Origin of the sequence: Paenibacillus phoenicis (assembly GCF_034718895.1) — a bacterium.
Lineage (GTDB): Bacteria > Bacillota > Bacilli > Paenibacillales > Paenibacillaceae > Fontibacillus > Fontibacillus phoenicis.
This window is the reverse complement of record NZ_JAYERP010000001.1, coordinates 428979-453347: the sequence shown is the minus strand read 5'-3', so window position 1 is coordinate 453347 and position 24369 is coordinate 428979. Positions and strand designations below refer to the sequence as shown.

The 24369-nt window shown below is 51.2% G+C and carries 20 protein-coding genes, 2 tRNA genes and 1 pseudogene; 4 read left to right on the top strand and 19 right to left on the bottom strand.

The features are described 5' to 3' along the window. Positions 1-63: 63 nt before the first annotated feature. The 3 genes from pheT to U9M73_RS02040 all read right to left on the bottom strand — a co-directional run bounded on the left by pheT (position 64) and on the right by U9M73_RS02040 (position 4180). The gene (gene pheT / locus U9M73_RS02050) at positions 64-2505 is read right to left on the bottom strand and encodes a phenylalanine--tRNA ligase subunit beta (RefSeq protein ID WP_009226700.1); all 2442 of its coding nucleotides are present in this window, start codon (positions 2503-2505) and stop codon (positions 64-66) included. Positions 2506-2534: 29 nt separating this feature from the next. Further along, on the bottom strand, positions 2535-3569 hold the full coding sequence (gene pheS, locus U9M73_RS02045; RefSeq protein ID WP_009226701.1) for a phenylalanine--tRNA ligase subunit alpha: 1035 nt from the start codon (positions 3567-3569) through the stop codon (positions 2535-2537). 374 nt (positions 3570-3943) lie between these two features. After that, positions 3944-4180: a hypothetical protein gene (locus U9M73_RS02040; protein WP_009226702.1), complete on the bottom strand. Its 237-nt coding sequence runs from the start codon at positions 4178-4180 to the stop codon at positions 3944-3946. A 134-nt stretch (positions 4181-4314) separates the two neighbouring features. On the opposite strand from U9M73_RS02040, the gene U9M73_RS02035 reads away from it, so the two are divergent. Further along, a complete protein-coding gene (locus U9M73_RS02035; RefSeq protein ID WP_260071048.1) occupies positions 4315-4521 on the top strand; it encodes a YwbE family protein in 207 nt (68 codons plus the stop codon). Positions 4522-4530: 9 nt separating this feature from the next. Here the strand turns inward: U9M73_RS02035 and U9M73_RS02030 are convergent. The 11 genes and pseudogenes from U9M73_RS02030 to U9M73_RS01980 form a co-directional block, all read right to left on the bottom strand. Then, positions 4531-4695, bottom strand: a pseudogene (locus U9M73_RS02030) (GyrI-like domain-containing protein); the annotation flags it as partial. A gap of 302 nt (positions 4696-4997) precedes the next feature. Further along, the gene (locus tag U9M73_RS02025) at positions 4998-5537 is read right to left on the bottom strand and encodes a DoxX family protein (protein WP_009227132.1); all 540 of its coding nucleotides are present in this window, start codon (positions 5535-5537) and stop codon (positions 4998-5000) included. 199 nt (positions 5538-5736) lie between these two features. Next, positions 5737-5810 (bottom strand) — tRNA-Gly (locus tag U9M73_RS02020). A gap of 10 nt (positions 5811-5820) precedes the next feature. After that, positions 5821-5894: transfer RNA gene (locus U9M73_RS02015), tRNA-Pro, on the bottom strand. 117 nt (positions 5895-6011) lie between these two features. Continuing rightward, the gene (locus U9M73_RS02010) at positions 6012-7361 is read right to left on the bottom strand and encodes a hypothetical protein (protein ID WP_323076106.1); all 1350 of its coding nucleotides are present in this window, start codon (positions 7359-7361) and stop codon (positions 6012-6014) included. Positions 7362-7408: 47 nt separating this feature from the next. Next, entirely contained in the window at positions 7409-8482 is a 1074-nt protein-coding gene (locus U9M73_RS02005; protein WP_260071988.1) for an Atu2307/SP_0267 family LLM class monooxygenase, read from the bottom strand. A gap of 25 nt (positions 8483-8507) precedes the next feature. Beyond that, positions 8508-9464 carry an aldo/keto reductase gene (locus U9M73_RS02000; RefSeq protein ID WP_009226708.1) on the bottom strand — a complete coding sequence of 319 codons (957 nt, stop codon included), beginning with the start codon at positions 9462-9464 and terminating at the stop codon, positions 8508-8510. Positions 9465-9657: 193 nt separating this feature from the next. Further along, a complete protein-coding gene (locus U9M73_RS01995; RefSeq protein WP_260071990.1) occupies positions 9658-10269 on the bottom strand; it encodes a TetR/AcrR family transcriptional regulator in 612 nt (203 codons plus the stop codon). A 438-nt stretch (positions 10270-10707) separates the two neighbouring features. Continuing rightward, positions 10708-11970, bottom strand: a complete 1263-nt coding sequence (locus U9M73_RS01990; RefSeq protein ID WP_456094082.1) for an IS91 family transposase — start codon at positions 11968-11970, stop codon at positions 10708-10710. 86 nt (positions 11971-12056) lie between these two features. Then, complete coding sequence (locus U9M73_RS01985) at positions 12057-14159, bottom strand: putative bifunctional diguanylate cyclase/phosphodiesterase (RefSeq protein ID WP_323076104.1); 2103 nt, start codon at positions 14157-14159, stop codon at positions 12057-12059. A 138-nt stretch (positions 14160-14297) separates the two neighbouring features. Next, positions 14298-15266 carry an aldolase catalytic domain-containing protein gene (locus U9M73_RS01980; protein ID WP_009226711.1) on the bottom strand — a complete coding sequence of 323 codons (969 nt, stop codon included), beginning with the start codon at positions 15264-15266 and terminating at the stop codon, positions 14298-14300. Positions 15267-15685: 419 nt separating this feature from the next. Here U9M73_RS01980 and U9M73_RS01975 point away from each other — a divergent pair, with 419 nt between their 5' ends. From U9M73_RS01975 to U9M73_RS01965, 3 genes are read left to right on the top strand one after another with little or no spacing between them, the layout of a single operon-like run. Beyond that, positions 15686-15928, top strand: a complete 243-nt coding sequence (locus tag U9M73_RS01975) for a FeoA family protein (protein WP_157273532.1) — start codon at positions 15686-15688, stop codon at positions 15926-15928. After that, positions 15925-17955 carry a ferrous iron transport protein B gene (gene feoB / locus U9M73_RS01970; protein ID WP_260071738.1) on the top strand — a complete coding sequence of 677 codons (2031 nt, stop codon included), beginning with the start codon at positions 15925-15927 and terminating at the stop codon, positions 17953-17955. The genes U9M73_RS01975 and feoB overlap by 4 nt, the downstream gene beginning before the upstream one ends. Before the next feature lie 33 nt (positions 17956-17988). Further along, entirely contained in the window at positions 17989-18171 is a 183-nt protein-coding gene (locus U9M73_RS01965) for a FeoB-associated Cys-rich membrane protein (RefSeq protein ID WP_050769823.1), read from the top strand. A 1-nt stretch (position 18172) separates the two neighbouring features. On the opposite strand, the gene U9M73_RS01960 is transcribed toward U9M73_RS01965, so the two are convergent. The 5 genes from U9M73_RS01960 to ilvC all read right to left on the bottom strand — a co-directional run bounded on the left by U9M73_RS01960 (position 18173) and on the right by ilvC (position 24173). After that, on the bottom strand, positions 18173-19279 hold the full coding sequence (locus tag U9M73_RS01960) for an ATP-binding protein (RefSeq protein ID WP_323076100.1): 1107 nt from the start codon (positions 19277-19279) through the stop codon (positions 18173-18175). A 322-nt stretch (positions 19280-19601) separates the two neighbouring features. Further along, positions 19602-20012: a hypothetical protein gene (locus U9M73_RS01955; protein WP_009226715.1), complete on the bottom strand. Its 411-nt coding sequence runs from the start codon at positions 20010-20012 to the stop codon at positions 19602-19604. A 275-nt stretch (positions 20013-20287) separates the two neighbouring features. Beyond that, the gene (gene leuB / locus U9M73_RS01950; protein ID WP_323076098.1) at positions 20288-21367 is read right to left on the bottom strand and encodes a 3-isopropylmalate dehydrogenase; all 1080 of its coding nucleotides are present in this window, start codon (positions 21365-21367) and stop codon (positions 20288-20290) included. A 169-nt stretch (positions 21368-21536) separates the two neighbouring features. Beyond that, entirely contained in the window at positions 21537-23069 is a 1533-nt protein-coding gene (locus U9M73_RS01945) for a 2-isopropylmalate synthase (RefSeq protein WP_260071736.1), read from the bottom strand. A gap of 111 nt (positions 23070-23180) precedes the next feature. Next, the gene (gene ilvC / locus U9M73_RS01940) at positions 23181-24173 is read right to left on the bottom strand and encodes a ketol-acid reductoisomerase (RefSeq protein ID WP_323076097.1); all 993 of its coding nucleotides are present in this window, start codon (positions 24171-24173) and stop codon (positions 23181-23183) included. Between the last annotated feature and the right edge of the window lie 196 nt (positions 24174-24369).

Genomic DNA, 24369 nt, shown 5'->3' with positions numbered 1-24369 from the left:
CACGAAAGTCACATCGAATCGGTCGTTCTACAAATGATTCGATGTGACTTCGTCCAATTCCTGCTATTTTCTAAGCTCCGCCGCAAAAGTTTGCGACAGCCCTTCGACCACCCGGTCGTGTACTGCGGCAACTTCCTCGTCCGTCAGAGTCCGTTCCATATGGCGATATACCAGCGATAAAGCTACGCTCTTCTTGCCTTCGCCTAGCTTGGCACCCGTAAATACGTCGAATACCTCCACCGATTCCAGCAGCTCGCCGGCCTTTTCACGGATCACGCCGATTAACGCGCCCGCTTCCACATCGGAGTTCACGACAACAGCGATATCGCGCTGCATCGCCGGATAACGCGGCAGCTCTTGGTAAACGTAAGCTTCGCCCGCATAGCGGTACAGCGGTTCAAGCAGCAGCTCGGCAACATACGTATCATCCAGATCCAGCTCCCGTTGCAGCTCCGGATGAAGCTGACCCAGCGTACCGATCCGTTCCTTGCCGGACGTGCCGTTCAGGAAGATGGAAGCCGAACGTCCAGGATGGAAGCCTTGCGGCCCATCCGCTTCATACGTCATCCGTTCAGCAACCCCCAAGTATTCGAACAGGCTCTCCAACGCACCTTTGAGATCAAAGAAATCCACCTTCTCCGCCGGAGCGTTCCAGCGTTTTTCTGCCCGTTCGCCGGCCAGCAGCAAGGACAGCACCGGCAGCTCGCTTGGCTGCTTGGTCAGCTTCTCCTCCTTGGTGCGGAAGACGCTGCCGATTTCAAACAATGCCAGATTGTCCTGCTTGCGATTGCGGTTGTAAACGGCGATGTCGATCATTCCCGGCAGCAGGCTGCCGCGCAGCACGCTGCGGTCCTCGCTCATCGGCATGGCCAGGCGGATCTCCCGATCCCCTTCCCCCAGCTGCGGGAACTTCGCGCTTGCCCCTTCCCGGATGAAGGAGTAACCCATCACTTCCTGCCAGCCGCCATGAGTGAGCAGTTGGCGGATCGTGCGGCGCAGCGCCTGCGGTTTCGTATAGCCGCCGACTGTCGTTACCCCTTCGATCATCGTTGCCTCGATGTTGTCGTAACCGTAGAGCCGCGCCACCTCTTCGATCAAATCCACGTCGCGCGTAATGTCGCCGCGGCGCGTCGGCACGCGAACTTCGATGACCTCCTCCGAGCCGGCACATTCGAAGCGGAGACGTCCCAGAATCGTTTTCGCCTCCAGCGAGGAAATGTTCGTGCCCAGGTAATCGTTCAGCTTCTGAAGCGACAGGGCGATCACTTTCTCTTCCTGCTCTTGATGAACGATCTCCACGATCCCTTCAGCCACTTGGCCGCCAGCATAGGCTGCCATCAGCGAGGCCGCGCGATTCAGCGCCGGGATGACGGAAGCCGGATCCACCTCTTTCTCGAACCGCTGCGAAGCCTCCGAGCGAAGCCCCAGCGTCCGCGACGTGCGGCGGACGCTGGCGCCGGCAAATTTCGCCGACTCCAGCACAAGGTTAACCGTTTGATCGGTCACTTCTGTATCGAGTCCGCCCATGACGCCCGCCAAAGCCACCGGACGATCTTCACCATCCACGATCAATAGTGCGCCGGCTTCCAGCTCACGCTCCTGACCGTCCAGTGTCACCAGCTTCTCGCCAGCTTTGGCTTGGCGCACGCCCAGCATGCCGCCGGCGATCTTGTCAGCATCAAACGCATGCAACGGCTGGCCGTACTCCAGCATGACGTAGTTCGTGATGTCGACAATGTTGCTGATCGGGCGAATTCCCGCCGCCATCAGCCGGTTTTGCATCCACAACGGCGATGGGCCGACCTTGACATCGGCGATGTAACGTACCGCATACCGGCTGCACAGCTCAGGTGCGTCGATCTTAACCTGAATCCGTTCCTTGGCCAGTACGCCAGAGGAGGCAAGCTCAGGCTGCGGCAGCTTTACTTCGCGGTTCAAAATCGCGCCTACCTCATAAGCAGCCCCGATCATGCTCAGGCAATCCGACCGGTTAGGCGTCAGGTCGAAGTCCAGCACCTTGTCGTCCAGCCCCAGCAGTTGGGTAATCGGTGTGCCGATCTCCACTTCTTCAGGCAATACGAGAATGCCTTCCTGCTGTTCCTTCGGCAGCAGCTTGTCGTTGAGGCCAAGCTCTTTGGCCGAACAGATCATCCCTTGCGACAAGACGCCGCGCAGCTTGGCTTTCTTGATCTCCAGCCCGCCCGGCAGCTTGGCGCCTACGAGCGCAACCGGTACCTTCTGGCCGGCCGCCACGTTTTTCGCGCCGCATACGATTTGCAGATCCTCTCCCTGCCCCGCGTCAACGACGCAAATGTTCAGCTTGTCAGCGTCAGGATGCTTTTCTTTGCTTTTGACAAAACCAACCACAACGTTCGAAACGCCTTGATTGCGGTTTTCGATCGAATCGATTTCAATCCCGGACCGGGTGATTTGCTCCGCCAGCTCTTCAACATTTACCCCATCCAGCGAAATATAGTCAGACAACCATTCGGTTGATACTTTCATTGTCAGTTCCCTTCCCTCTTTACGTGAAATTAAACTCTGGCAAACTGCTGCAGGAAACGCAGATCGTTGTTGAAGAAGTAGCGGATATCATCAACGCCGTACTTCAGCATCGCGATCCGTTCTACACCCATCCCAAATGCGAAGCCGCTGTATTGCTCCGGATCGTAGCCGCTCATCTCCAGCACGCGCGGATGCACCATCCCGCTGCCCAGAATTTCCAGCCAGCCGGACTGTTTGCACACCCGGCAGCCATGGCCGCCGCACTTCATACACGTTACGTCAACCTCAACGCTTGGCTCCGTGAACGGGAAGAAGCTGGGGCGCAGGCGAATTTGCGTGTTAGGTCCGAACATTTTGCGCGTGAACTCAAGCAAAGTGCCTTTCAGGTCGCTCATCCGGATGCGTTTGCCTACAACCAGCCCTTCAATTTGATGGAACTGGAACGAGTGGGTTGCATCGTCGTCATCCCGGCGGAATACGCGTCCCGGGCAGATAATTTTGACCGGCACTTCCCCTTGCATCGCTTCCATCGTCCGCACCTGTACCGGGGACGTTTGTGTCCGCATGAGCAAATCTTCCGTCAGGTAGAAGGAATCCTGCATATCACGGGCCGGATGGTCCTTCGGCAGATTCAGCGCCTCGAAGTTGTGGTAGTCCGTTTCAACCTCAGGGCCTTCCGCAATCCGGTACCCCATGCCGATGAAAATCTCTTCGATTTCCTGAATCACCTGGTTCAGCGGATGGATGCTCCCCTGCTTCAGCGGTCGGCCCGGCAGCGTGACGTCCACTTTCTCAGCGGCCAGCCGCGCTTCGGTTTCTTGGCGTTGGAACACCGCTTGCTTCTCTTCAATCACCGCTTCGATGGCGGCTCTGACCTCGTTGCCGATCTGACCGATCACCGGACGCTCCTCGGCGCTTAAGGACCCCATCCCGCGCAAAATTTCAGTTAATGCGCCCTTTTTGCCCAAATATTTGACCCGAAGGTCGTTCAAATGCCCGGCATCGACGGTTTCCGCCAGCTCTTTGAGCGCCTCCGCTTTTAGTGCTTCAAGACGTTCTTTCATGAATAGCTCCTCCTAAAAATGTTATGAGCGCTGCTTCTCGATTCGGTTTCTTACAAAACCGTTCCGAGTCACAAGCGTCAGTTCAAAAAGTCAGGTTTTCAGCACCGAGAAGGTTGGATGAAGCTAGGGACTGAAAAGCGGAGCATACGTTTGGGGTACGTGAGCACCTGAAATGTTTCCGTAGGAAACATGCATCGTAAGCATACGCTTAGCCCGGCTGAATTCAAGATTCGACGTCGAATCCGCTTCATGTCCTGCTTCGTGATCAAAAGATGACTTATTGAACAACCTCTTAAGGCAAAATAAAAAGGCCTTCTCTCCCGTAAGGGACGAAAAGACCGTGGTACCACCCTTGTTAGAGCACCGCGTAAACCTCAGCCAGCCACATGGCTCGCAAGGTGCGCATTGCTCTCGCTCCAACGAAATAACGGCTCGTAACCGGTATCCCCTAATGTGCCGGGCTGCAACCATACGCCTTGCGGCGTAACGATTCGCAGCGGCAGTTCAAGGAACTGCTCCGGAGCGAACTTCGGCAGCTCCGTTTCCCTAGCGGCGCTCTCAATCTCCGGCGCCCCTTCCCTGTTGGTCGGTTCCTGCTTACTCTTCTCCATCCACGCATTTCATGTCATAATTACCTGCTATTATATGCTAAACGGACAGCCGTTGGCAAGTCAGCGGTGAATTATGGTATCTTAAAGTGGTTATACCAAACGCTACTCCATCACGTCAAGGAGGGACCCGCCCAATGAACGGCAACGAACGCAAGAACATCAGGCCTGGCCTCACCGTGGACATCGTATTAAAAAAAGATCAGCCCACCGGCAAACTAACCCGCGGCATAGTCAAGGACATTCTGACGAACTCCGCGACCCATCCGCACGGCATTAAGGTCCGGCTACAGGACGGTCAGGTAGGCCGAGTGAAAGTGATTCACCCCGGCAAATCCGACTGATCCAAAGACTTAGATCCGCCTTACCGGATGCCGCAGCACGGTTTTCATCTTCTCCGGCGCGGTTTTGCGTGGGTCCGACAGATAGATTTCATGATGCTTGCGAAGGTCATCGAAATTCTCGGTTAATCCATTCGCTTCCAGGAACGCCCTCATCCGGGCAACCGATTCCGGTTCCCGCTGCGCCAACTCGGCGGCAGTGATCGTTTTACGCTCCAGCAGCAGATAGACGATTTCAAACAGACGGTTCATTTGCACGCGTACCCTCTCCTTTTGATGACAAGTATACCCTACAAATAAGACATCGCAATGTCATATTAAGAAAAACGTCTATCGACGTACATTCAAAGTAGACAGACCGCGTTTAGCGGAAGTTTTTCTTGCGATATCAGGATGCTAATGCCCCGAAGTTTATACTTTCTGATATCTTAAAAAAAGAAGAGCTCTCTAGGAGAGCCCTTCTGCTTTATGGTTGTTTGTTACGCCGTGTGTTTAACGTTCAGCGGTTGCTTAGGCGTCGGGGCTTGCGTTCCGGCATCGCCTTTTTTGTGGAACAACTTGCGGAGGTAAGGCATCACGTAGTAGTCGAGGCCGATTTTACCAGCGTTAGCTGCAGCGACGAGAATCAGTACTTCAAGGATCAACATTTGCGCGTTGGTGCTTACCGTACCCGAGAAGAGGAACGCGGCGTTCATCACGAAGCCCATCAGTGCAGCGAAGGTGGTGAAGGTACCGAGGATCAGCCCCAGGCCAACCAGGAATTCGCCGTAAGGCACCAGGAAGTTAAAGAGTCCGACATTCGGCAAGGCAAAGTGTTCCAGGAAGGCTGCCCACCAGCCTTGTACGGCCGGATGGTCGCCAGTGCTGTTCGCGATCGCTCCGGTCAGGAAGCCTGCGGCATCGAAGCCGCCGGTGATTTTATGATAGCCGGCTTCGATCCATTGGTAGCCCAGGTAGACGCGGATAACGGTCAGGAGCCACATCGCCACTTTGTTTGTTCTCAGGAAATTGTTAAACATAAGAACCACTCCTCTTATTTATCGTTGGTTTTTTGTTTTTCGGATGATCATCTTTGATGTCTTTATTATATGTGATTTATTTCACTATATATGTGATTTAAATCACAAATATCAAAAATTGAGAAAATAAATTTTAAACTACTTCCGCCGCAACAACAAAAAAATCCTTACCGAAGTAAGGATTTAAGCTTCTTCATTATGGAGCGGGTGATGGGAATCGAACCCACGCTACCAGCTTGGAAGGCTGGAGTTCTACCATTGAACTACACCCGCAATGTACAGATCGGGACGACACGATTCGAACATGCGACCCCCTGGTCCCAAACCAGGTGCTCTACCAAGCTGAGCTACGTCCCGAAGTAATGCAGGCCTTTTTGAGAAGGCAGAAATTAATATATCACGTTTCGCATGCGAGCGCAAGCGAAACCTGCCAGCAGCTCTTGCTGCCGGCAGGTGGGCTCGCCATCCCCGCGCTCACGAAACGGAGTTATCGTTAATGGTATAAACTCCGCCTTGACCTTCTTCCACGATATAAACATCAAAATTATTGGATCCCCACAGGACAAATTTAAATTCCTTTCCTTTAGGGGCTCTCAAATGTGATGTTTTAAAACGACCGGCTGTAGGATTGATTTGGCCAAGTAGAGAGACTGACCGGTCTTCAGTTGGTAATATCAAACCTTTATCCAAATGTTCTGTATCGTTATAGAACTGAAGTGTATGATGGGTGTCCGTCGTATCGGCTGGAGCCGCTCTGACGGCTACACCACCATCTGCCGTGTTGGCGATGGTAAATCTCTTACCATCTTTCAGTTCCAAGTCATGTTCATGCTCGGAAACATATTTATCTACACGGCCGGTTTCGAGGTTGTAAAATAACTCGGCTGATAATGTATTTGGCCACATCCCATTCACCTCGGAACCATCCGCTAAAGTCGCCTTGATGAAATATAAAATCGTGGTTTCGCTCGGCATTCTACTTGCAGGTAATAGCTTGGCGGTAACCTCGCTAATCCAGTTTTTGATTACGCTATCGCTTACTTCCAAGTCCTTTGAGCCCCATCCTAAACGAAGCAAAGCGATCTGAGCTTGGGATAGAGCATAGTACATTCCAAGCCGAGGAATAATACGTTCAAACGTCGTTATCGTTTTGCCAATATCTGCAACCGCCTCGGAGGCGCCTACCGCTGAAATTCCGTACGTAGAAATAACTTCTGTTTTAAAATGAGAGTCAAGGAACGTATGTTCACCCTCATTCTTATTTAACGTTATCTTCAGTGTAGGGTTTGCAGTGCCTTCATGATGAATCTCTATAGCTCTGTTCAAGCCAGAAGATTCTCTATACTTGCCTGTGTCGGAAATTTTACCGAATCGTCTCACCAATAAATGATTTAAATTCTCTAGCAAAAGATTTCGATTCGCCTCATTGCTTATTGAAGCAGCATCAAGACCTAATAATCGGGCAATCCCTTCGGGTTGGAAAGGGTCCACTGGATGGTTAACCGTATGAGCAAAGTGTTCCTTAAGCCGTTCAGATAATAAAATCAATTCTGACTCCAGCAACAAATCGCAAAGATGTGACACATCCTCGTTCAAATACATATATACGAAACTTTCATTTGCAATAATCGTTTTCAGAATGTTCGCAAGATACATGTCGCCTATCAGAAAATCAGAACCGACTTGCAAAGCAAGACGTCCATCATCTGAAAATCCGGCTCTCACCGGTGGAAGAGCAAGTTCAACATGATGATCTAACTTCAAGGCGACCCCAGGTTCCTTGGATATACCGTCATTGTCGTCAATTGCTGACTTTTGTGTCATACGCATCAAAACTCCCTTATATATGACTCCCCGCAGGGAAGGATATTTTAAACGGTTGTCTGCTTGTTTTCTTTTGCAATCTCTTTTCGAACAATCGGTGCAACGCGGGTGCCAAACATCTCGATGGCACGCAGGACTTCACGATGTGGCAACGTGCCGATATTCAGATGCAAGAAGAAACGGTTTGTTCCTAGCTTTTTGCGGACGAGAAGAATCTTCTCTGCAACATATTCAGGATCACCTACATAGAGGGCACCATTCATCTTGCGAGCATCATCGTAGGATGCAGCGCTGTATGGCGGCCATCCCAACACTCTGCCGAGTTCGTTCATTTGAACGACCGTGTAAGGTCGGTGTAACTCGACAGCCAGTTCTGTGGTTTCTCCGACGAAGCCGTGCGAGTGTGTCGCAATTTTAAGCTTACTTACATCGTGACCTGCACTCGCAGCTGCTTGTTTATACAATTCGACTAACGGAGCAAATCTTTCCGGGTTTCCGCCAATGATCGCAAAGACGATGGGCAATCCCAACATTCCTGCTCGTATGGCCGATTCTGGTCGTCCGCCGGAGCCAATCCACACCGGAAGCGGGTCTTGGACAGATCGCGGATAGACGCCGAGATTATGAATCGCCGGGCGATGCCCCCCTCGCCAGGTGACTTTTTCCGAAGCTCTAATCTTTAGAAGCAACTCAAGGTGTTCTTCAAACAATTCGTCGTAGTCATTCAAGCTGTAGCCAAACAACGGGAACGAATCAACAAAGGATCCTCGCCCCACCATAATTTCGGCCCGCCCATTACTGATGCTGTCCAGCGTTGAAAATGATTGGTAGACGCGAACCGGATCATCCGAGGAAAGGACGGTAACGGCACTCGTGAGCCGAATTCGCTTGGTTAAAGCTGCCGCTGCAGCAAGGATGACGGCTGGAGCTTCGGAGGCAAAATCAAACCGTTGATGCTCTCCGATTCCAAACACATCAAGGCCAACTTGATCGGCAACAACGATCTCTTCGATCCCGTTACGAATCCGCTCGGAATGGCTGATTCTCTTGCCCGTTACAGGATCTGGTGAGGTCTCTAGAAAAGTATTGATGCCTAGTTCAAAATCTATGGATTCAGTCATGGTGATCCTCCTTCATTTTCTGTAATTAACGATGTCCTGCAGCAACGTTTTTGGGCGCGATTTGATTGAGACGTTGAAGGTCCGAATCCGTAAGTTCAACCTGCAAGGCTGCAATATTTTCTTCTAAATACTTTCTTCTTTTCGTTCCTGGAATCGGCACGATATCGTTACCTTGCATCAAAATCCATTTCAACGCCAGTTGAGGGGCGGTGCATCCCTTTTCAGCCGCCATTTCTTGAATCCGAGCAACAAATTGAAGGTTTTTCTGTAAGTTCTGTCCTTGAAATCTTGGGAAATTTCGTCTTACATCGTCGTAATCCAAATCCTCGTAGCGCTGAATTGTCCCGGTTAGGAACCCGCGTCCAAGCGGGCTGTAGGCGACAAATCCGATGCCAAGCTCTCTGAGAGTAGGAAGAACTTCGTCTTCAATGTCTCGGGACCATAAGGAGTATTCCGTTTGCACTGCTGTGATTGGATGAACTGCATGTGCACTGCGGATCAGATGTGCCGGGGCTTCCGAAAGGCCGATATAACGGACCTTTCCTTCTTTAACCAACTCAGCCATCGCCCCTACCGTCTCCTCAATGGGGGTGAAGGGATCGATCCGGTGCAGATAATACAGGTCAATGTGGTCAACGCCTAATCTGCGCAAGCTTGCTTCAGCGGCTGCCTTAACATATTCCGGTCTTCCGTTATAGCTCCAAGGGCCTCCCCATCTGTCGCGTACGACCCCGAACTTGGTAGCCAAAACGACCTCGTCACGCCGATCTTGAATCGCTTTTCCCACCAGTTTCTCATTTTCTCCGATACCGTACAGATCTGAGGTATCCAAGAAGTCTACACCAAGGTCCAATGCTCGATGAATCGTCCGTATCGATTCCTGTTCATCCCGGTCGCTACCGTAAAAATCAGACATGGTCATGCAGCCTAATCCCATAGCAGAGACTTTCAGCCCGCTTGACCCAAGAGCTCTTTTTTCCATAAAAAATCTCTCCTTTGTCATTTTGTTTCGTATGTTAAGAAATCAACATTTCGGAATGATTTGTATTGCCGAGTTCTACTTTAGTGCTTATAAGCCTCACCCCCCTTTTTTAATCGAACGTTCGTTCAAAATGCTATAAAATTCATTCTTTTTATCGAACGTTCGATCGATAAAGGTTAAAAAAATGGGCCGTTCATGCTTTAATCGCATCCCAGCTCATTTGAATCATTTTGTCGATGTTGGCAGGGCTGAATTCATACTCACCATTGATATACTCTTTGCCCATTTGGACAAATGGCAAGCAGGAGTAAGTAACGAGAAGATTCGTTTCCGAATCCTTAAACAGTCCTTCCTTAATCCCCCTTTCGAATAAAGGATACATCGGCTTGAACACGCCACCGTTTTGATCTTTACAGTGTTTTTGTATAAACGGCGAATCAAGAAACTGTTCCATCAACAGAAAATTTGCTTGATTATTCACGATATAACTGGAATAATTACGCAAGATCTTCTCAAAGGCAGCCTTGACTGACATATCCGCCGTTACGCCAAGAAACATCTTCTCATGCATTTGTTCCTTGAGCTTAAAGTATAGTTTAATCAGCAAGTCTTCTTTACTTTCAAAATAAAAGTAAATGGTCGACGAAGAGATATTCGCCCTCTTCGCAATTTTGGACATGGATATTTCGGATAGTCCAATTTCATTGAGAAGTTCAATCGTTGTCTGATAGATCAGCTCTGTTTTGTTATCGGATTTATTTTTCATGGCCACATTATAATCGAACGTTCGATCAAAAGTCAACACTTACACCCAACTCATCCTTTCTTAAATCATAAGAAAAACGTCTATCGACGTACATTCAAAGTAGACAGACCGCGTTTAGCGGAAGTTTTTCTTGCGATATCAGGATGCCAATGCCCCGAAGTTTATACTTTCTGATATCTTAAGAAAAACGCCTGACGGCGTCCTTTAGTTCGTACGATTTAGTTCATACGTGCAAAATAGCCGGGTGTGGGGAACAATCTACATCCGGCTTATTTTCTTACGTCACTAATCCTGTACTCGTAACCATGAATTCCTTTGTAATATTCCGGGTACATGCCTCCTCCACATTCCTCGCAGCGGAATTGCGGAGGTACTGTTGGATCTCCATCATCCATCGCATCGAAATTTCGAACGACATTCAGCGGAATCTCTTCTGTTGTATGACATTGAAGACAGATGTAGGTTACTTTCGCTTTGCTATGCAGCCCGCTTTGCGGCTTTTTCTTTTTCTTCGCTACCTTTCGTTTCTTTGACACCGGCGACATCCCGAATCATCCTCTCCAGACATGCCTTTGAGGTGGAGCACACCGCGTACTTCACCTTCAACTTCCCATCCTCAAGGCAGGCTTCTCCCTTGTATTCGTAATAACTTTCGCATTTTGGGCAACATGGCGGCTTCCCCGTCTGCTCCTTGATCCGTTCACTCCACGTTCTGCGTTTTAATATCCGCTTTGCCTTGACAATCCATCTTCTCGCGGCTTTTTGCCACTCACTGACTAACTTCTTGCACAGGCTCTTGATCCGCCGCGAATAAACCCCGTAGTAACGGATCGTTTTGAAGTTTTCATCCGGAATATGCCGCACAAGTCTACCCATAAATTCTTCTACCGAAATCGTCTCGGTCTTCTCTTCCCCGTCATTCTTATCCCGGTAACGAAATGTCACCTTTTCTCCGTCATACGCTTCGATCCGGCTAACCGCTATCGCTGGTCTTCTCATGTATCGCCCGATATACCCGAGTTGCTGCTTGACGTTCCCTTTCTGTTTCGGAGCATGCACATAAAAGCCTTCTCCGTTCTCGCAGTAAGCTTTTTGCAAACGGGACTGCACTTGCTTTTTCTCTTGTTCACTTAACTTTCGACGAATCAGCTTCAAAACAACCGTCTGCCATTGCTTACGCAGCATCTCGAACGGAATAAAATCGTATGTTTTCCACTCGCCGGTCTTCTTCATTCCTCCCATCGTTACAAGCATATGTACATGAGGATTGAAGTTAAGCCGTGCCCCAAACGTATGCAACCCGGCTACGATTCCGGGAGTTACCTTATGTTTCTTCTCAAAATGTTCTTTGACTAAGCGTACCGCTTCATCCATAAATTCTTTGAGTAATTTTGCCCGATGGAGCAGAAAGATTTCCCGTAATCCTTCGTCGATCGTGAAGACGACATGGCGGTGGTTGACTTGGAATACATCTTGTTCCAGGAGACGTGCCCATTCCTCTGTTTCTCCGCATGAACAGGTCGTACAGAATCTTCCTTTACAACGATACGGAACGAGCCATAGGTCATGACATCCTTCACATACCATCAGCTTAAACCCGTTTCTGGGATCCCCGCATCGACGGAACTTCTCTACTTCTTTCCGCACATTGGCACGCAGCTTGCCACCATGTTTTGCCACAAACCGATCCCAGTGCCCTCGCTCATCAAAGAAGATTCGTTTCAAAATGTTCGTCTCCATATCCTAACCTTACCAAAAACAGAAATCAGGCGGAAGACCTGCTCCCACCCCAAAATTTATAAATTCTATAATGTTAAAAAAATTCCTTAGCCGGCTAACCGGCTAAGGAACTCGCTTTCCAGCACACCGGCAGACACCGGTTTGCTAAACAGATATCCTTGTCCTTCGTGGCAACGTTGGCGCTTCAGAAACTCCAACTGCTCCTCGTTCTCTACGCCTTCGGCCGTCACCTTCAGCTTTAAGTGATGTGCCATAGTGGTGATGGTGGAGACGATCGCCGCGTCGTTCCCGTCGTACATGACCTCTTTGACGAAGGCGCGGTCAATTTTCAACCGATCGATCGGCAGGCTTTTCAAATAATAAAGCGAGCTGTAGCCTGTGCCGAAATCATCGATGCTGATATGTATCCCTAAACGCTTCAAGCGATGAAGCTGATCTAGCGCGGTTTCAATATCGTATGTCATGCTTTCCGTCACTTCCAGCTCCAGGTATTGCGGATCTAACCCTACCTCACGCAGGATCGCGTTCACGTGCTCTGCTAAATTATATTGCCGGAACTGGCGCATCGATAAATTGACGGATACGCAAACCGGTTCAAAACCGTCCATCTGCCATTTCTTATTATACTGGCAAGCCGTCTTCAGCACCCACTCGCCGAGAGGAACGATCAGCCCGCTCTCTTCGGCCAGCGGAATGAATTCACTTGGCGGTATCAGTCCCCGCTTCGGGTGGTTCCAACGGACAAGCGCTTCCATCCCAACCATTTTCCCCGTATCCAAACGAATCTGCGGCTGGAACTCCAGGAAAAATTCCTCCCGCTCCAGCGCCTTGCGCATATCGTTCTCCAGCTCCACCTTCGCTTGGGTACGCTGTTTCATCGCTGCATGATAACGCAGAAACTCCACGCCTTGTTCCTTAGCATGGTGCACCGCCATATCGGCAAATTGGATCAACTCGTTCACTGAGTCGGCGTCATTCGGAAATACGGACAAACCCATGCTCAAGGAAATATGGTATTCGGTGTCGTCGATGAGTACCCCCGGATCTACAGAGGCTAACAGCTGTTTAGCCCGGTCCTCGGCGGCCGCAGCATCCGGCAGCTCGGAGAAGACCACGGCGAATTCGTCCTCGCCCATCCGGTACACCCACTGCTGAGGGCCTTCAAGCACCGCTAACCGACTTCCCAGCTCGGTCAACACCTTGTCCCCCGCGCTGTAACCCAACGAGTCGTTAATCGCCTTAAACCGGTCGATATTGATAACCGCCACGCCGATACAAGCCCGCGTAAATCCCAAGAGCTCGTCCAACTGCTCTTTCATTTGCCGCAAATTCGGCAGTCCGGTTAAATCATCATGGTAAGCCATATGCTTCATCTGGGCTTCCACGAGCAGTTTGCCGCGCAACGGTTCTTCAATCGTCAGCCGGTAAACCCCTTTTAATACGATGTAATACGAAATGCCCATATACCATTGCCCCGCCGCCTGGGTTAACCCCTCAACATGCCCCGGCGGACAGGTCAGCAAGACATGCCCCATCGCCATGAAGAGCAGTGACCGGGTTACCGTCATCATCGCCGACGGGCGCTCTGCCCGATGCCGATAAAGGACAGCCGCAGCCACGAGGAGGTAGAGCAGAGGAATCCCCGCTTGCAAAACCAGTTGTAGAAGCTCCGTTTCAAATAATGTCGGCAAGCGGTCTTGGTACCGGTTTAACACAAACAGACCTGCCAGTGTCACCAAGACGGCACTGACAAACATGGTCACTTTCTGCTGTCCGGACACCTGCTGGTCCGTTGCAGCAAAGATCCGCAGCATCCCAAAGGCCCCTAGCAAATGTGAGATCACCAGAAACCAGGTCGCCAAATTTTCGCTCGGTTCGAAGCCAAGCAGCGAGATGTCACCGTATAAAACGGTATACAGGATATCCAATATCCCGATCATCGAAAATAAAACGGCCGTGTAAAGCCGCTGCTTGGAAAGTTTGTCGGTAAACAGAATCCATCCCTGCGCAAATATGGCGAATGATACGGCCAGGCACATGAGGCCTGCCAAAAGATGCAGCGTCTGAACAACCGCGTCCGTCCCCGGCGGATATCCGTTCCATGCCGACAACTGGACAACCCCGATCATCGCCGCCAATCCGATTACCCCTTGGATGATTGTCGTTCGTTCCTCTGCCCTAATCCTCAATGCGTATCAACCTCCGGAGGTAAGTACTTATCGATCCGTCATGAGTCTACTATTCAACATATTCCGCTTATTTCCTGCCTTCTTCTCAAATTTGTCGAGGAAAAATAGAAGCCCGGACACAAGGCCCGGGCTTAATTTTTATGATTTTTTGGGACGATGAACCGTTGTCTCCGGCGTCGTCAGCTTATCGTAAAAATCGACGACTTTGTCTTTGTCGTCCGAAGCCCGCAGCGCCATCGCGGAACGCGGATGCTCGTCAAGCGTCCCCGTGATCATGTAAGGGATCAGGTACCCCCACTCTTCCTTCTCGCGAAGCGGGATCAAGAGCTCCTCCAGAACTTCTAGTACAGGGCGCAGCTTGTAATTCGTACCCTTCAGATGGGTCACAAGCAGCTCGGTTGGACAGTTGCCGGCCGCGCGTCCCATGCCATACACAGAGGCATCCAGCAGTTCAACCCCATTTTCAGCGGCCACCAGCGTATTGGAAAAAGCCAGCTGCATGTTGTTGTGGGTGTGAACACCTAGCCGTTTACCTGGCAAATGGGTTTTGAACTTGTTGACCAAATGCTCCATGTCTTTATAATCGAGACTTCCGTAGGAATCAACGATGTAGACAACGTCAACGACGCTATCTTTGATCATCTCAAAGGCTTCCAGCAGCTCATGCTCCATCACGTTGGACAACGCCATAATATTCAACGTCGTCTCGTAGCCGCGATCATGGAACAATTGCACCAGCTGCAGGGCTTTGTCCACATCTTTAATGTAGCAAGCAACTCGAATTAAATCGAGCAGGCTTTCGCTGCGCGGTAAAATATCGTTTTCGTCTACCCGGCCGATATCGACCAGTGCGGATAGCTTCGTCGTTCCTTTTTGAGGAATTACCTTGCGCAGGAAATCGTCGTCCAGAAACCGCCAAGGACCGGCTTCATCGGCGCCTTTCAGCAGCTTCGGCGAGTTTTTGTAGCCGATTTCCATATAATCCACACCCGCCTCATTCAGGCCCGCGTATAATTTTTGGACAAATTCTACGCTGAAGTCCCAGTTGTTCACCAGTCCTCCATCACGGATGGTGCAGTCGACGATTTTGCATTTGTTGGCTTTCATCTGGCATATTCCTCTCCATCGTTTCGTTTTACTATCCATCTTACTAAAGGTTGTTCGAAAAGTCATCTTTGGATCACGAAGTATATCAAGAAGTTTCTATCGACGTCGAAACTGAATTCAGCCGGGCCTTCCGGTGCTCACGTACCCAAAACGTACGCTCCGCTCCTCAGTCCCAGCTTCATCCAACCTTCTCGGTGCTTCAAACCTGACTTTTCGAACTTTTATTTTAGCAGTTGTTCGAAAAGTCATCTTTGGATCACGAAGTTTCCATTCTTCGTTATGAAGTAAATCACAGTATGGGCCAGCGGTGCGTGCTATATTACTTGTGAATTTAATTGAGATTGATTCTCAATAGCGTTTAATCAACTAGATTTTTCAGCCGTTTTCGGCTTACTTACATGACGAAGGAGGAAGTTTTCATGAAACCTTGCCGATGCTGCCTGCTAGGTTTGAAACCCGGGACCACTTGTGCCATCACGCAAATTGGCAATATGGACCCGATCCTGAAACGGCGCCTCGCGGATCTCGGGATCCGGGAAGGATCCCGCGTGGTCGTGAAACGGTACTGCTTATGGGGCGGTCCGGTCACGCTGGAATGCGCCGGGCAACTGCTGGGCATCCGCCAGAAGGAAGCGGCCCATATCGAGGTGGCAGTCTCATGAACAACGCCGCACTCATTGGGAACCCGAACACAGGGAAAACCTCACTGTTTAATGCCTTAACCCGCTCTTACGAATATGTCGGGAACTGGGCCGGCGTAACGGTGGAGAAAAAAGTCGGGCACCTGCGAAGCACAACCGGACTGCTCACCGACCTGCCCGGGATCTATACCCTGCATCCTTTGTCCCGAGATGAGGGGATTGCAGCCGAGTACCTGGCCTCCGAGCCCCCTTCCGTGCTCGTGAATATCGTCGATGCCTCTAACTTGGAGCGTAACCTATATCTGACGCTGCAGCTACTGGAATACGGCAAACCGGTAATCATCGGGTTAAATATGATAGACGTTGCCGAGGCCCGCGGGTTGAAGGTGGATCCAGAGAAGCTGGCGGCCCTGCTGGGCGTTCCCGTTCTCCCGCTGATTGCACGTACCGGCAAAGGCAGTAAAGAAGTGCTGCGGGCAATCGAACAACAGTCTTCTGAATCGGCGCAAAAGCCGGAATTTACGATCGATTATGGCGAAGTGATCGAGCAAGCCATTCACGACATCACGCGTGAGCTTGCAGCAGACTGGGAGGAACAACGTCCGGCCTTACGCTGGATCGCCTTGCAGGTACTGGAGGACAACCCGGCGGTCATCTCCGCGCTTCCGCCGCAGACCAACTTGCACATGCTGCAGAAGATCCGGGCCGAAGTAGAAGCGAAGCTGGCTGCGAACGATTTGGCTTCCTCCGCGGAAGCGTATATCCGCTCCGTCCGGAACCAGCGGATTCAGAACATTTGCAGTGAAGCCGTGGATGCCTCACAGAAGAAACCGCACTCGATGACCGAACGCATCGACCGTATTGTCACCCATCCGTTTCTCGGCCTCCCGCTGTTTATGGTTTTCATGTATCTCACTTTCCAGCTGACGTTTGATTGGCTCGGCAACCCGCTCTCTGATCTGCTGGACGGGTTCATCAGCGGTCCGCTGATCAGCGGTGTGGAGGGTCTGCTGACCGGCATAGGGGCTTCAAGCTTCACGCAGGCGTTGATCACGGGCGGCATCATCGGCGGCGTTGGCGGCGTACTGGTGTTTATTCCGCAGATTTTCATCATGTTCCTGATCATTTCCTTCATTGAAGACTCCGGTTACATGGCCCGGATTACCGTCATGATGGATAAATTGATGGAAATCGTCGGTCTAAACGGCAAAGCGTTAATTCCATTTATCCTAGGCTTTGGCTGCAATGTGCCGGCGATTATGGCTTCCCGCAGCATCGAGCAGCCGAAGGAACGGATGCTGACCATGCTGCTCATTCCGCTGATGTCCTGCTCCGCGCGGTTACCGGTTTACGCTTTATTTGCCGGCATCTTTTTCGCTGAGTCGCAAGGTCTGATCGTCTTTTCTCTGTATATGCTTGGCATCGTGCTGGCGCTTGGGTTGGCCAAAGTGTTCTCGCTGTTCCTGTTCAAAAACGAACGTTCCTTCTTTATCGTTGAGCTGCCGCCATATCGGATGCCGCAAAGCGTCACCCTGTTCCGCAGCACCTGGGAGAAGGGCAAAGGCTTCCTGCGCAAAGCCGGCACCTTCATTCTCGGCGGTTCCGTGCTGATCTGGCTGCTCACGTACCTTGGTCCGGGTGGCGTCGCGGACAACATGGATGACAGCTTCCTCGCAGCCATCGGCGGCTTGTTCGCGTCCGTCATGCAGCCGCTAGGCTTCGGCACTTGGCAATCCGGGGCAGCGCTGATTACCGGGTTTATGGCCAAGGAGGTCGTGGTATCAACGATGAACATCATTTACCATGTTCCGGATATGGCCGGACTGCAAGGCCAAATTGCCGCATCCTTCACCGGGCTGCAGGCCTACAGCTTTATGGCCTTCGTTCTGCTGTACACCCCGTGCCTTGCAACGGTTGGCGTTCTTCGCAAAGAAACAGCTTCCTGGAAGTGGACGTTATTTGCTATCGGCTATTCGCTGACGCTGGCTTACCTCGTGGCTTTCTTGATCTATCAGATCGGATGGCGGCTAGGATTCGGACTGGCTTAAGCAAAATTCGATAAACGAAAGGAGCTGCCTGTTATGGCCGACATCATCATCCTTACCGCTATTTTTGGATATGCTGCCTTCGCGTTATACCGCGGCTTCAAGAAAAGCAAAAAAGGCGCCTGCGCCTCCTGCTCGCAGCAGAAGTCCTGTTCTGCAGCTTGCGGGAAGTACGCGGCGTCCTCTACGCCATCTGCGGCCAAAGGCCCTAAAGATTAATTTATAATGCCAGCGGGAGCGAAACGGTAAAGATCGTTCCCGCTCCTTTTAAGCTGTCCACGGAAATGTTCCCCCGATGGTTCCGGATGATCCGGTAACTCACCGACAATCCCAATCCCGTTCCCTTCTCCTTCGTCGTAAAAAACGGATCAAACAAGCGGCTTAGCATCCCCTTGTCCATTCCGCCGCCGTTATCTTGTATCGAGATACAAACCGATTTGCCTTCCTTCTCCGCACGGATATCGATCACCCCTTGGTGGTCGCCGCCTACTTCGGCGATGGCGTCCATCGCATTTTTGATAATGTTCAGCAGCACCTGCTTGATCTGCTTAACATCGATGGAGACGAGCAGCTCCTCGTTTGGCTCGTGAAGGATCATTTGGCATCCCTTCATCAACGCCTCGCTCTCCGTAAGCAGAACAACCTCCTTCAACAAGGAAGAAACGTTGACCGTCGATTTCTGCGGAGCCGAAGGCTTCGAAGAATTTAGAAACTCATGGATAATATCGTTCGCCCGGTCGATTTCCGTTAAGATAATCCGGGCATACTCATCCTTGCCCAGCTGCAGCAAATGAGGCCGCAGCAACTGAATAAATCCGCGGATCGCTGTAAGCGGATTCCTAATTTCATGCGCAATCGCCGCGGAAATTTTTCCAAGCATCGCCAGCTTGTCGTTCTGATAAGCCGTTTGTTCGATCCGTTTAAAATCAGAAACATCCTTGACGCTAAGCAGAAAATCCCCATCCATCTGATCCCCGTATGTAACCGTAATCAGCCAATGTCTGCCGTATTCGTCAATTAACTCATGGTACTTTTTGCGGTGAAAGATAGTCTCCCGGTAAATACGCAAGATCTTACGCTTCTTAAATTGGTTGAGATGCGGATGCCGCAGCAGCTGCAATAAATTACAGCCGATCAGGGATTGGCGCGGCATTTCAAGCAGCTTGGCCATCTGTACATTGATAAAGGTTAGAACCCCATCACAGTCAAACAGCATGATTCCGCTGTCCAGGTGTTGGAGTACGTTCTCATACTTGTTTTTTACGAGTTGGGTCGATTGGTATGCTTTGACGGACTGGAGCAATGTCTCTTGAAATTCACTCAACAAGCTTGGTTCCCCCTTTATTCAAATGATGTACTTTGCCTTGCAAGACAACATACCATCACTACCTAGAAGACCTTTACCCTGACGCGGTGCACTCACCTCAACCTTGTTATGCGATCTATGTCATATTTCGCACCAGGCGATGCCATACTTGTCCATGGTTCAATTCCCGATAAGTCAAAAGCCACCTGTTTCAATCATAGTCAAGTTTTCCAAATACCGTCAATCAGAGAAACTGTCGAAAAAAGTGGGATCAACGCAAAACGACTACCATAGTCCTAAAAAAATGCAAATAGTCTCCCTTCCGGAAGACTATTTCTAGGATTTAACGATTGTTGTGTAGCAGCCGGGCCCGGCGACGGCTCATGACCGCCAGCCTTTTCTTTAGCTCCTCCGTCCATTTCTCGTCGCCGATTTGTTTGGCAACAGACATGAGGTCCAGCGAAATATCGATTTGGCTCTGCACAATGGCCAAGGGATCTTCATCTTCCCGATTTACGCAATTTCCGAAAATGGAGTCATCGTCCTCCATCACAAAATCCTGAAAATCAATCTCCGCCACTCCGTCACCATGCGCGTATTCGGCCAGAATTTCGTATTCGTTCTCCACTTTATAATGAACCTCAACCCGGTGGCACACCGGGCAAAATAACAGGGGCACATTATGTACCTGCGTGCGATAATGCTTTAAGGTGCCCTTTGTCCCCAGCATGCTGGCTCCGCAGCAAAAGCTCATTCCCCTTCACCCCTTCCCGCGTTTGGTTCATTTCCTCTTCCTGGCTCTCCCTGAAGCCGGGATTTTCATATAATTTATTCGTGAAGCTTGCTTCAAATTCCTGCGTATGGATTGTAAATCCTGGGAGTTTGGCCAATCCTTCGCCAGAGAAAGCTTCTGGGCAAAAAACCCCCGATTTGAGCCAGGCTCAAACAGGGGGTCCTTCTTCTTATTTCTTCCCACATGGTAACATCGGCCATTTCCAAAGTCAATCAAACGGCCCCATGCAGATTGATTTATTTCTTCATCGCAGCTACGATCAGATCGCCCATTTCCTTTGTACCAATCGCTTTGCTCTTGTCAACGGCAATGTCGCCGGTACGATGTCCGGCATTCAGCACGTCGGTTACAGCGGCTTCGATCGCGTCGGCTGCATCAGCATAGCCAAAGGTTAAGCGGAACATCAGCGCAACGGACAAGATCGTCGCAATCGGGTTCGCCAGGTTCTGGCCTGCGATGTCCGGCGCCGAACCGTGCACGGGCTCATACAGCCCAAAGCTGCCTTCGCCCAAGGAAGCGGAGGACAACATGCCAATCGAGCCGGTCAACATGGCCGCTTCGTCACTCAGAATGTCGCCGAACATATTTTCCGTTACGATCACATCGAAGCTGGCAGGACGGCGCAGCAGCTGCATCGCGCAGTTATCCACCAAGACATGCTCCAGCTCAACGTCCGGATATTCCGGCGCGATACGGTTCACGACTTCACGCCACAACCGCGACGTTTCCAGCACGTTTGCCTTATCCACGGAAGCCAGCTTCTTCCGGCGCTTCTGTGCAATCTCAAACGCTTGGCGAACGATCCGCTCCACTTCGTTCACGTTATACGCACACGTATCCACTGCTTCTTGACCATGCTCTGTATCGCGGCGGTATTTTTCGCCGAAATAAATGCCTCCGGTCAACTCACGTACAACGATAAGGTCCGTTCCTTCAAGTATTTCCGGTTTAAGCGTCGAAGCGTCCTTCAGACAGTCGAACACAACTGCCGGACGCAGGTTCGAGAACAAGCCCAGCGCTTTACGAATGCCGAGCAAACCGGTTTCCGGGCGCAGCTCCTTCGGATTGTTGTCCCATTTTGGACCGCCTACGGCCCCGAGCAGAACAGCGTCAGCCTTTTGGCAAATCTCCAACGTTTCCTGCGGCAGCGGCGTCCCTTTCTCGTCGATGGCGATCCCACCGAACAACGCATGCTCCGTTTCAAATCGGTATCCGAACAGTTCCTCTGTCCGTTTCAACACTTTCTCCGCTTCGGCCACCACTTCCGGCCCGATGCCGTCGCCCGCGATGACCGCGATTTTCTTGACTTCTGCCATTGCTTCCAGCTCCCTTTCGTGAACATCCTCTTCTTCAGTTGTAACACACCGGGTTAGGATAAACAAAGATATAGAATCTATTAAGGTCATAGGTTTTAACTATAAGCAAAAATAAAAACAGCGAAGCTGAATGAATCAGCTCCGCTGTAACCGCACATCCACGTAGGAGTTACGCCTGAATCGTAGAGTGGGTTTTTCTCTTCTCAATCAACCGGTTAATAGCATCGACATAAGCGCGGGCGCTCGCTTCCAAAATGTCGGTGCTAATGCCGCGGCCCTGTACGGAGATGCCGTTTTGCGTCAGCACGACATGCACTTCACCCTGGGCGTCTTTGCCTTGGCTAACCGATTTGATCGAGTAGTCCGCCAGCTTGACTTCCTCGCCGGAAGCCAGGTCGATGGCGTTATAAATCGCATCAACCGAACCGTTGCCTTCGGCTTCCTTCTCGATGATGTCGCCGCCAAGGGTGACCAGCCGCACCTTCGCTGCAGGCGTTGCCTCGTTGCCGTAAGAAACAAAGATCGTCTCGAGACGGAATTCCTCCGGCGTATCGACCAGCTTCTCCTCAACGATCGCCAGCAGGTCTTCGTCGGTGATTTCCTTCTTCTTATCGGCGAGCGCCTTGAATTTGGCGAAAGCTTCATTTAACCGCTCGTCGTCCAAGGTATACCCCATATCGACCAGCTTCTCGCGGAAAGCGTGGCGGCCGGAATGCTTGCCCAGCACTAACTTGCTCTCCTTGAGCCCAATCGTCTCCGGCGACATGATTTCGTAAGTGGTTTTCTCCTTCAGCATGCCGTCCTGGTGGATGCCGGATTCATGGGCAAACGCATTTGCGCCCACAATCGCCTTGTTGCCCGGCACAACCATCCCGGTCAAGCGGCTGACGAGCCGGCTCGTACGGGCGATTTCCGACAGTTCAAGCGTGGTCTTGGCTCCGAAGAAATCAAACCGGGTTTCCAGCGCCATCGCCACTTCCTCCAGCGCGGTGTTGCCGGCCCGCTCCCCGATCCCGTTGATCGTTCCTTCGATTTGGTCTGCGCCGCCCAAAATGGCCGCCAGCGAGTTCGCCGTCGCCAGGCCCAAATCGTCATGGCAATGGGCGCTCAGCTGGATTTTCTCGATCCCAGGCACCTTCTCCTTCAGCGTACGGAAGATGTTGCCGTATTCTTCCGGATACAAATACCCTACCGTATCTGGGATATTCACCACCGATGCGCCTTCGCGGATAGCCATCGCCGTCATCTCGCAGAGGAAATCCAATTCAGTCCGGCCGGCATCCTCGCAGGAGAATTCGATCTTGGAAAAGTACTTGCTCGCATAACGAAGTGCCGCCTGCGCGGTTTCCAGTACTTGTTCTTTGCTCATCTTCAGCTTATATTGCCGGTGGATCGGACTGGTGGCCAGGAACAAGTGAATGCAAGGGTCTTCCGCTCCTTGCAGCGCTTCGCGGACCGCATCGATATCCTGGGTGCGCGAACGCGACAAACCGATCACCGTCGACTTCTTAACCGCACGCGCCACGGCGTTCACGGCGGCCAAATCCCCGGGCGAAGCTGCAGGGAAGCCCGCTTCAATCCGGTCGACTCCCAGCTTCTCCAGCTGATAGGCGATCTCCAGCTTTTCGCGAGTATTCAGGTTGACTCCGGGAGACTGCTCCCCATCCCGAAGCGTCGTATCAAAAATGTAGATTTTGCGCATGCCATGCACCTCCTCCGAAAAGCTCCAATGCGGCTCACGCATTAGGCACGGCCGCATTGGATATTCAGGTTAATACTTATCTTACGTTTTACAATAGGAGCGGTATACCGCTTATTTCTTGATCCAGTGCATCAAACCGCGCAGCTCTTTGCCAACCACTTCGATCGGATGGTTCGCTTCGTTGCGGCGAGTTGCCGTAAGAAACGCACGGTTGGATTGGTTTTCCAGGATAAAATCGCGGGCGAATTTCCCTTGTTGGATATCGGAAAGCACTTCTTTCATCGCTTTCTTCGTTTCTTCCGTTACGATGCGCGGGCCAGTAACATAGTCGCCGTATTCCGCCGTGTTGGAGATGGAATCGCGCATGGTCGCCAAGCCGCCTTCATAAATCAGGTCGACGATCAGCTTCATTTCGTGCAAGCACTCGAAGTATGCCATTTCTGGAGCATAACCTGCTTCAACCAGCGTCTCGAAGCCGGCTTTGATCAAGGCAGATACACCGCCGCACAATACAGCTTGTTCACCGAACAGGTCGGTTTCGGTTTCTTCACGGAACGAAGTTTCGATAACCCCTGCACGCGTACAGCCGATCCCTTTCGCATAAGCGAGTCCGATTTCTTTCGCTTTGCCGGTAGCGTCTTGGTGGATCGCGATCAGACCGGGAACGCCAAAGCCTTCAACATAAGTACGGCGAACCATATGACCTGGGGATTTTGGCGCAACGAGCAACACGTCATTGTCCGGGGAAGGTACGATTTGACCGAAATGTACGTTAAAGCCGTGAGCGAACAATAATGCGGCGCCTTTTTTCAGGTTAGGAGCGATTTCGCTGTTATAAACCGCAGCTTGCGTTTCATCCGGCATCAGGATTTGCACAACGTCTGCACGTTTGGTTGCTTCCGCAACGGACAATACCTCAAAACCGTCTTCCTTCGCTTTGTTGAAGGATTTACCTTCGCGCAGGCCGACGATGACATTCAGTCCGCTTTCGCGCAGGTTTTGCGCATGGGCATGTCCTTGGCTGCCGTAACCGATAATAGCAATGGTTTTTCCTTTCAATACGCTGAGATCTGCATCTTGTTCATAGTACAAAGTAACTGCCATTTCTTATGCCCTCCTAAGATTTGCGGGACAGTCAAGCTGTGCCCTTGATAATTAGTATAATATGGTTTCCTCCGCCTGTAACGAGCGGGTATTTCAACGGACCGACGCCTTGAAGCGGTAAAGTGAACTCTTGGCTTGATCGATCCCCTCAAACACCCGCTCGGCAGCGAGCGGAGAGGTGAAGCCGCGCGCGGCG